Origin of the sequence: Kineococcus indalonis (genome assembly GCF_009906395.1) — a bacterium.
GTDB classification, from domain to species: Bacteria; Actinomycetota; Actinomycetes; order Actinomycetales; family Kineococcaceae; genus Kineococcus; species Kineococcus indalonis.
The window spans coordinates 1-6,720 of the sequence record NZ_JAAALM010000192.1; the positions used below are offsets into that span (position 1 = coordinate 1).

The 6,720-nt window shown below is 76.6% G+C and carries 6 protein-coding genes and 1 pseudogene; 2 read left to right on the top strand and 5 right to left on the bottom strand.

The window, feature by feature from the left end; translation table 11 throughout:
• Window positions 1-69: 69 nt before the first annotated feature.
• The 4 genes from GTR00_RS10985 to hisC form a co-directional block, all read right to left on the bottom strand.
• Window positions 70-1,401, bottom strand: coding sequence for a dihydrolipoamide acetyltransferase family protein (locus GTR00_RS10985; protein WP_166611662.1), 1,332 nt, complete (start codon window positions 1,399-1,401; stop codon window positions 70-72).
• Between the two features lie 58 nt (window positions 1,402-1,459).
• On the bottom strand, window positions 1,460-2,443 hold the full coding sequence (locus GTR00_RS10990; RefSeq protein ID WP_166611663.1) for an alpha-ketoacid dehydrogenase subunit beta: 984 nt from the start codon (window positions 2,441-2,443) through the stop codon (window positions 1,460-1,462).
• Window positions 2,443-3,597, bottom strand: coding sequence for a pyruvate dehydrogenase (acetyl-transferring) E1 component subunit alpha (gene pdhA / locus GTR00_RS10995; RefSeq protein ID WP_323132398.1), 1,155 nt, complete (start codon window positions 3,595-3,597; stop codon window positions 2,443-2,445). The genes GTR00_RS10990 and pdhA overlap by 1 nt, the downstream gene beginning before the upstream one ends.
• Before the next feature lie 163 nt (window positions 3,598-3,760).
• Window positions 3,761-4,855, bottom strand: coding sequence for a histidinol-phosphate transaminase (gene hisC / locus GTR00_RS11000; protein WP_166611664.1), 1,095 nt, complete (start codon window positions 4,853-4,855; stop codon window positions 3,761-3,763).
• A 159-nt stretch (window positions 4,856-5,014) separates the two neighbouring features.
• Here hisC and GTR00_RS11005 point away from each other — a divergent pair, with 159 nt between their 5' ends.
• Both GTR00_RS11005 and GTR00_RS11010 read left to right on the top strand, forming a co-directional pair.
• On the top strand, window positions 5,015-5,524 hold the full coding sequence (locus tag GTR00_RS11005) for a flavin reductase family protein (protein ID WP_323132399.1): 510 nt from the start codon (window positions 5,015-5,017) through the stop codon (window positions 5,522-5,524).
• The gene (locus tag GTR00_RS11010; protein ID WP_166611665.1) at window positions 5,521-6,042 is read left to right on the top strand and encodes an NADPH-dependent FMN reductase; all 522 of its coding nucleotides are present in this window, start codon (window positions 5,521-5,523) and stop codon (window positions 6,040-6,042) included. Before GTR00_RS11005 ends, GTR00_RS11010 begins: the two co-directional genes overlap by 4 nt.
• On the opposite strand, the pseudogene GTR00_RS11015 reads toward GTR00_RS11010, so the two are convergent.
• A pseudogene (locus tag GTR00_RS11015) lies at window positions 6,021-6,720 on the bottom strand (alpha/beta hydrolase); the annotation flags it as partial. The gene GTR00_RS11010 and the pseudogene GTR00_RS11015 overlap by 22 nt on opposite strands.

The window sequence follows — 6,720 nt, forward strand, 5'->3', positions numbered from 1 at the left end:
GGCATCCCCGCTCCCCTCGTCCGTCCTCCGGGAGGGGCACCTACCCGCGCGGCGGCGCGGGAAACCCCGTCAGCTCCAGGTCAGCGCCCGGGCGGGGTCCTCCAGGACGGCGGCGATGTCGGCCAGGGCGCGCGAGCCGCTCTCGCCGTCGAGCATCCGGTGGTCGAAGGACAGGCTCAGGGTGGCCAGGTAGCGCGGCTTCACCCTGCCCTTGTGCACCCACGGCTTCTGGGCGATCTTGCCGACGGCGAGGATCGCGGCCTCGCCGCGGTTGAGGATCGGGGTGCCGGTGTCGATGCCGAACGTGCCGACGTTGGTGATGGTGATGGTGCCCTCGGCGAGGTCGCGCGGTCGGGCCTTGCCCTCGCGGGCGGTGGCGGCCAGCTCGTTGAGGGCGACGGCCAGCTCCTTCAGGCTCATCGCGTCGGCGTCCTTGACGTTGGGCACGAGCAGCCCGCGCGGGGTGGCGACGGCGATGCCGAGGTTCACGTAGTTCTTCACCACGATGACCTGGTTCTCCTCGTCCCAGGTGCAGTTGATGTCCGGGTTGCGGCGCACCGCCACCAGCAGCGCCTTGGCGACCAGCAGCAGCGGGGACACGCGCACCCCGGCGAACTCCGGGTCCTCCTTCAGCCGGCGCACCAGCTTCATGGTGCGGGTGGCGTCGACCGTGGTGAACACCGTGACGTGCGGGGCGGAGAAGGCGCTCTCCACCATCGCCTGGGCGGTGGCCTTGCGCACCCCGCGGATCGGCACGAGGCGCTCGCGCTCGTGGCGGTCCTCGCGGCGCGCCGGCTCGGCGGGCGTGCCGGGCACCAGCGCGAGGACGTCGGCGCGGGTGACGGTGCCGCCCGGCCCGGTGGGCACCGCGTCGGCGAGGTCCACGCCGAGGTCGCGGGCGAGCTTGCGCACCGGCGGCTTGGCCAGGACGTGCCCGGGCCGCGCGGCGGGAACCGCCTCGGGGTCCGCCGCGGGACCGGTCGCGGGGTCCGCCGCGGCGGGGCGCCGGCGGCGGGCGGCGACCTCGCGGGTGCCGTACCCGACGAGCGTGGCGCCCGAGCCCTCCTCCTGCGCGTCCGCCGCCCCGGCGGGCGCGGGGGCGGCGGGTCCCGGTGCGGCGGGTCCCGGTGCGCCCGGCGCGGGCGCGGCCGGCGCGGCGTCGGCGCGCTCGCCGATGACGACGATGTCGGTGCCGACGTCGACGGTGCTGCCCTCGGCGACCAGCACGTCCACGACCGTGCCGGCGTACGGGCTGGGCAGCTCCACGAGCGACTTCGCGGTCTCGATCTCCACGAGGACGTCGTTGACCGCGACGGTGTCGCCGGCCCGCACCTTCCACGAGACGATCTCGGCCTCGGTGAGTCCCTCGCCCACGTCGGGCAGGGCGAACCGCTGGTGCACAGGTCCCCTTCGGGTTCTACGGGTGGTCGGGTGGTCGGGTGGTCGGGTCCTGCCGGGCTCAGGCGGCGAGCGCCTGCTCCACGGCGTCGAGCACGCGGTCCACGGTGGGCAGGTAGTGCTCCTCCACGCGCGCCGCCGGGTACGGCAGGTGGTACCCGCCCACCCGCTTCACCGGCGCCTCCAGCGAGTAGAAGCAGCTCTCCTGGATGCGCGCGGCGACCTCCGCGCCGGCGCCGTGGAACACCGGCGCCTCCTGCACGACGACGAGGCGGCCGGTGCGGCGCACCGACTCCGCGACGGTGTCCACGTCCAGCGGGGAGATCGAACGCAGGTCCACGACCTCCAGCTCGGTGCCCTCCCGCGCGGCCTCCGCGGCCGCGTCCAGCGCGAGCTTCACCGTGGGCCCGTACGCCACGAGCGTGGCGTCGCTGCCCGGGCGCAGCACGCGGGCGCGGTGCAGCGGCGCCACCTGCCCGGGGGCCAGGGAGGTGTCCACGTCGCCCTTCTCCCAGTAGCGCCGCTCCGGCTCCAGGAACAGCACCGGGTCCGCGGAGGCGATGGACTGCTGCACCATCCAGTACGCGTCGTGCGCGGTGGAGGGGTACACCACCCGCAGCCCCGCCGTGTGCGCGAACAGCACCTCGGGGCTCTCGGAGTGGTGCTCCACCGAGCCGATGCCGCCGCCGGCGGGCATGCGGATGACCACCGGCACCGACAGCCGCCCGCGCGAGCGGGCGCGCAGCTTGGCCAGCTGCGTGACGATCTGGCTGAAGGCGGGGTACACGAACCCGTTGAACTGGATCTCGCACACCGGCCGGTAGCCGCGCAGCGCCATGCCCAGGGCGGTGCCCACGATGCCCGCCTCGGCCAGCGGGGTGTCCAGCACCCGGTGCTCGCCGAAGTCCTTCTGCAGCCCGTCGGTGACGCGGAACACCCCGCCCAGGCGGCCGATGTCCTCACCCATCAGCAGCACGCGCGGGTCGCGCTCCATGGCGGCCCGCAGGCCGGCGTTGATCGCCTTCGCGATCGGCGTGCGCTCCATCAGCGGTCCCCCCCGACGGTCGATCCCAGCTGCTCGTCCTGCTCGTGGCGGGCCCAGGCGGCGAGGAACTCGTCGCGCTCGGCCAGCACCTGCGGGTGCGGTTCGGCGTAGGCGTGCTCGAACATCGACGCCGGGTGCGGGTCGGGCATCTGCGGGACCCCGGCGCGCAGCCGCTCGGCGAAGGCGTCGGCCTCCTGCTGGATCGCGCGCTCGGCGGCGTCGTCCAGGACGCCGAGCGCGCGCAGGTGGGTGCGGAAGCGGTCGATCGGGTCGCGCTCGCGCCAGGCGTCGACCTCGGCGGCGTCGCGGTAGCGGGTGGGGTCGTCGGCGGTGGTGTGCGCGCCCATCCGGTACGTGTACGCCTCCACGAAGGTCGGCCCGCCGCCGGAGCGGGCGCGCTCGGCGGCGGCGCGCACCACGGCCAGCACGGCCAGCACGTCGTTGCCGTCGACGCGCACGCCCGGCATCCCGGCGCCCTCGGCGCGCCGGTGCAGCGGCACGGGCGACTGCTGGCGCACCGGCTCGGAGATCGCCCACTGGTTGTTCTGGCACAGGAACACGACCGGCGCGTTGTAGACGGCAGCCCAGTTCAGCGCCTCGGCGGCCTCGCCCTGGCTGGTGGCGCCGTCGCCGAAGCAGACCAGCACGGCGGTGTCGCGCCCGGGGTCGCCGGTGCCGACGGCGCCGTCGCGCTGCACGCCCATGGCGTAGCCCACGGCGGGCAGCATCTGCGCGGCGATCACCAGCGTGTAGGGGTGCACGCCGTGGGCCACGGGGTCCCAGCCGCCGTGGTCCACGCCGCGGAACAGGCTCAGCACGTGCAGCGGGTCCACCCCGCGCGCCAGCAGGAAGCCGTGGTCGCGGTAGCTGGGGAAGACGTGGTCCTGGCGGCGCAGGGCGCGCGCGGCGCCCACCTGGGCGGCCTCCTGGCCGCGGCTGCCCGCCCACAGGCCCAGCTGGCCCTGGCGCTGCAGGGCCTCCGCCTCGGCGTCCAGCCGGCGCAGCAGCACCAGCTCGCGCAGCACGTCCAGCGCCTCGTCCGGCTCCAGGTGCACGTCGTAGCCGGGGTGCTCGCGCCGGGCGCCGGTGGCGTCCAGCAGCTGCACCATCTCCTCGCCGCGGGCCCGTGCCGGGCCGACCGCCGCGTCGGTCACGCGCTCCCCCTCCCTCGGACGGACCGGGTGCGGGTCCGCGCCCCGCGCGAACCTACGGTCCCGTACCTTACGGGTGCGTACCTTACGCGAGGGTAGGTGCGGGCACGAGACGCGCCGGAGCGGCGCGCCGACCCAGCACCGGCCGCGGGCGCGCCGCGCCCCGTCAGCGCAGGCGCGCGGCCACGTCCAGGAAGCGCGAGTTCGCCGCCGTCTCGGCCACGGTCACGCGCACCCCGTCGGTGCCGTAGCCGCGCACGGAGAGCCCCTCCACGCCGAAGGCGTCCACCAGGGCGGGCGTGCGCGTGCCCACCGGCAGCCACACGAAGTTGCCCTGCGCGTCCGGCACCTCCCAGCCCTGCCCGCGCAGCCCGTCCAGGACGCGGTGGCGCTCGGCCACCAGCGCGGCCACGCGCTGCATCAGCTCCGCCTCCGCCGCCGGCTGCAGGGAGGCCACCACCGCCGCCTGGCCGATCGCGGTCACCCCGAACGGGGTGGCCGCCTTGCGCAGCGCCGCGGCGACCCCGGGGTGGGCGACCGCCACGCCCACGCGCAGCCCCGCCAGGCCGTACGCCTTCGAGAAGGTGCGCAGCACCACGACGTTGGGGTGCGCGCGCAGCACGTCCACGCCGTCGGGCACCTGCGGGTCGTCGACGAACTCGCGGTACGCCTCGTCGAGCACGACGAGCACGTCGCCGGGCACCCGCGCCAGGAACCCCTCCAGCTCCTCGGCGCGCAGCGCCGGACCGGTGGGGTTGTTCGGCGAGCACAGCACGACCAGCCGGGTGCGCTCGGTGATCGCCGCGAGCATCGCCGGCAGGTCGTGGCGGGAGCCGGCCGCCAGCGGCACCTGCACCGCGCGCGCGTCGCCGATCGCCGCGGCGATGGGGTACGCCTCGAAGGAGCGCCACGCGAAGACGACCTCGTCGCCCGGGTCGCACGTCACCTCCACCAGCTGCGCCAGCAGCCGCACGCTGCCGGTGGCCGCGGCCAGCTGCTCGCGCCGCACCCCCCAGCGGGCGGCGACCGCCTCGAGCATCTCCGCGGCCGAGGGGTCGGGGTAGCGGTTGACCTCCGCGGCCGCGCGCGCGATGGCCGTCAGCACGCTCGGCAGCGGCGGGTACGGGTTCTCGTTGGAGGAGAGCTTGAACACCTCCAGCCCCTCGCGCACCTGCGCGGGCCGGCCCGCCACGTAGGCGGGCACGTTCGCCACGGTCGCCCGCAGCCGCGGGAGGAGCTCTGCAGCGCTGGAGGTCGGCACGCGGTCAGCTTAGGACCGCGACCACGACCGCCCCCGCCCCGGCGCGGCGCACCCGGGCACAGGTGTACGACACTGCCCAGCGCACCTGTTCGACGCTGGACCCCGCACCCGACGCGGCCCCCGCGCGGGAGCCGCCCCTACGACCGCTGGAGGGTTCCCGTGCCCGAGCTGATCGACTACGCCGACGACCCCAAGGCGCTGTTCGCGACCTTCGCCCTCTTCCCCTCCGGGGTGGCCGCCCTGTCCGCGGTCGTGGGCGGCGAACCCGTGGTCCTGGTCGCCTCCTCCTTCCAGGTCGGCATCTCCGCCGACCCCCCGCTGGCGCTGGTCGCGGTCCAGCACACCTCGACGAGCTGGCCGAAGCTGCGCGAGGCGCCCCGCATCGGCGTCTCCGTGCTCGGCGAGGCGCACGACGTCGCCGCCCGCCAGCTGGCCTCCAGGGCCGGAGACCGCTTCGCGGGCATCGAGACCACGACCACCGCCAGCGGGGCGCACTTCGTGCACGGCGCCCCCGCCTGGCTGGAGTGCAGCATCCACTCGCAGTTCCCCGCCGGCGACCACGACGTGGTGCTGCTGCAGGTGCACGCGCTGGGCACCGAGCCGGAGCTGGAGCCGCTGGTGTGGCACGCCAGCGGTTTCCGCGCCCTGCAGCCGCGGGTGGGCGCGTGAGCCCCGCCGCGCGCAGCGCCGTCGTGGTCGGCAACCCCAAGCCGGCCTCGCGCACGCTGGCCGCCGCCGTGCGCGCCGCCGAGCTGCTCACCGGCGCCGCGCCCGACCTCGTCGTGGACGTGACGACCCTCGGCCCCGGCCTGCTCGGCCGGGGCGACGAGGCCGTGCGCGCGGCCGTCGCCGACGTCGCCTCCGCCGACCTCGCCGTCGTGGCCAGCCCCACCTACAAGGCCACCTACACCGGTCTGCTGAAGCTGTTCCTGGACCAGTTCGCCGGCGGGGAGGGCATGCGCGGGGTGACCGCCGTGCCCCTGATGCTGGGCGCCGGGCCGGCGCACGCGCTCGCCGCGGACCTGCTGCTCAAGCCCGTGCTCGTGGAGCTGGGCGCCACCTGCCCCGCCCCCGGCCTGTACCTGCTCGACTCCGAGGGCGCGGCCTCCCCGGCCCTGGACGCCTACGCGCAGCGCTGGGGCCCGGTGCTGCGGGCCACGGCCGCTCACAGCCGCTCCGCGCGGTAGTCGAACACCTCGACGCGGGCGCCGGGCGCGTCGAGGAAGGCGCGCGCCGAACCCCGGTAGGCCACCAGCGCCGCGTCGTCGCTGGCGTCCACGCGCGCGGCGGTGTCCAGGTACCCGCCCCAGCCGTGCGCCAGCAGGGGGTCGCGCTCCAGCGCCGCGGCCAGCCGCGGGTCGTCGGCCAGGTCGCGGCGCACCACCGTGCGCGAGGCGGACCCCTGCGCGGCCCGCCCGTCCAGGGCGGGCACCAGGTCCCCGGTGTGCTCCAGCGACAGCACCCGCACGTGCCCGGGCACCGCGGCGCCGTCCACGGGCGCCCCGGCCGTGACCACGTGGGTGACGCGGTAGCGCGAGGTGAACGCCCCGTCGGCCGCCAGGGACGCCGCCGTCAGCCCGCCCTGGCTGTGCCCGGCCAGCATCACCGGCTCGTCGGCGCCCACACCGGCCAGCCGCATCGCCTCGGCGACGGCCGCGGCGGTCGCGGTGGGCTCGCCGGCCACGGCCCGCAGGTTCGTCGTCAGGTCCATGGGGGTGCCGCCCGGGCGCGGCAGCGCCGTCCAGTCCTGCGTGCCCGGCACCTGCACCACCCACGCCACGGACCCGTCGGCGTGCGTGACGCGCTCCAGGCGCACCACCCCCGGCTGCGGCCGGCCCGCCAGGGGCATGCGCCCGCCCACCGAC

Coding starts and splice junctions, on each gene's coding strand:
- GTR00_RS10990 (WP_166611663.1), bottom strand. CDS start 2,443: ATGGAGCGCACGCCGATCGCGAAGGCGATCAACGCCGGCCTGCGGGCC.